Annotated in this window: 3 protein-coding genes; all 3 read right to left on the bottom strand. The window is 62.7% G+C overall.

Annotation, left to right across the window (positions count from 1 at the left end; translation table 11 throughout):
* Window positions 1-161 precede the first annotated feature (161 nt).
* Window positions 162-476 (bottom strand): YqcC family protein, encoded by a 315-nt coding sequence (locus tag HUJ17_RS09905; RefSeq protein ID WP_290510542.1) that lies wholly within the window; start codon window positions 474-476, stop codon window positions 162-164.
* Window positions 469-1,194 carry an HAD family hydrolase gene (locus HUJ17_RS09910; protein ID WP_290510543.1) on the bottom strand — a complete coding sequence of 242 codons (726 nt, stop codon included), beginning with the start codon at window positions 1,192-1,194 and terminating at the stop codon, window positions 469-471. The genes HUJ17_RS09905 and HUJ17_RS09910 overlap by 8 nt, the downstream gene beginning before the upstream one ends.
* Before the next feature lie 202 nt (window positions 1,195-1,396).
* Window positions 1,397-1,609 (bottom strand): tyrosine-type recombinase/integrase (locus HUJ17_RS09915; protein ID WP_290510544.1); only part of this gene is annotated, 213 nt, incomplete at its 5' end.

Raw genomic sequence — 1,609 nt, forward strand, 5'->3', positions numbered from 1 at the left:
GAATATCAGAGCGCGCCAGGTCCTGCTCAGTGCGAGGCCAAATCCAGCTGATTGGTGTCACTCCCGGTTCGCGGCTCGAGCGCCGCTCCTACAGTCTGGCGGGTTCGCCTGCAGGTAGCCTCCTACAGATACGTGCCTCCGGCTCCCTGTTGCCGCCACCGTTAAAAGTGCTCGTCGAACTGCTTGAGCAGATCAATGATCTCACTCACATCCTGCTCCATGCCCTTCAGCGCCTCTTCCGCCATGGGGCTCACATCGCACTGGCCGGGCAGGGGATGGTCAGCGTCCAGAATGGCCCGGAAGCGGGCGATAAACACCCACTGCAACCACTGACTGAAATCCATGGTGTCGGCGAAGAACGGGGTGCCGCTGTTGAAGGCAGAGGGCGCCGGGGGTTGCTGTTCCCACAGGCCCTGCTGGTCCATCTCGGTCTGCAGGTCGTCGAGAAGGCTGGTGAGTTGCGCGCGCTTAGTCATCGAAAAGGGGTACCAGGTCAGGGAGTTCGTGAAGGTTGTGGATATGGTGACGGGGGTGGGCCAGATCAACCGGCCAGTCCAGATCAATCAGGTTGGCCCAGATGGCATGCATGCCATGTTCGCGGGCAGCATGGACATCTTCCAGGGGATGGTCGCCCACATGGGCCGCCTGGCTGGCGTCGACACCGGCGGATTTCAGTGCCGCCAGGAACATGTCCGGTGCGGGTTTGCGCTTGCCGATGGTTTCCGCAGAGTGATGGAAGGTGAACAGCTCGGCGATGCCGATCTGTTGCAGGTCAGCGTTGCCATTGGTCAGTGCGCCCAGCTGGTAGCTGTCGGCCAGCTGTTCGAGCACCTCCAGGGCACCGGGGAAAAAGGTCACCTGATTGCGGGCACGGTGGAAAACCAGGAAGGCCTCCTCGGCAATCTTGCGCGCCTCGCCGGCGCTGAAGCCGTGTTCGGTAAAGGCCCGGGCCATGGCGTCCTGGCGCAGGGCGGTCAGGTTGTCCAGATAGTCCGGTCGTTCCCGCAGCAGGGCGGTACGTACCGCGCGTACCCGTTCGGCGCTCAGCGCCTGGGCGGCTTCCGGGTGGCGGTCGATGATCCAGTCACTGCATGCCTTCTCCGCCCGGCGAATCACTTCGTCCACCGGCCAGAGGGTGTTGTCCAGATCAAAGGTAATCAGTTTGAGTCGGCTCATGGCGCTATTGTAGCGCATGGCCGTGACTGTGGCCCGGCCATGGTGGCGAAGCTGCTGTAGGCGCTCCCTTCCAGGGGGCGACCGTGCGCAGCACGGAATCGACCATAGGGCGATCAGGGCTCTCCAGACGCGATAGATCCTTGAAAATTAGTTCCCCTTCGGGGCCTCGCTACATGAGGTTCGTCCCCTGGAAGGGAACTCCTGCGGGAAGCGGCAGAGGTCAGGAAGACTCCTCGTCATCCCCCTTGCGACGCTGGGCTCTGGGGTGGGCGCCGTCATAGACCTGGGCCAGGTGCTGGAAATCCAGGTGGGTATAGACCTGGGTGGTGGCCAGATCGGCATGGCCCAGCAGTTCCTGCACCGCGCGCAGGTCGCCGGAAGATTCCAGCAGGTGAGTCGCAAAGGAATGGCGCAGCTTGTGGGGATGCAAGTG

Origin of the sequence: Alcanivorax sp. (assembly GCF_014762765.1) — a bacterium.
Lineage (GTDB): Bacteria > Pseudomonadota > Gammaproteobacteria > Pseudomonadales > Alcanivoracaceae > Alcanivorax.

Coding starts and splice junctions, on each gene's coding strand:
- HUJ17_RS09905 (WP_290510542.1), bottom strand. CDS start 476: ATGACTAAGCGCGCGCAACTCACCAGCCTTCTCGACGACCTGCAGACC.
- HUJ17_RS09910 (WP_290510543.1), bottom strand. CDS start 1,194: ATGCGCTACAATAGCGCCATGAGCCGACTCAAACTGATTACCTTTGAT.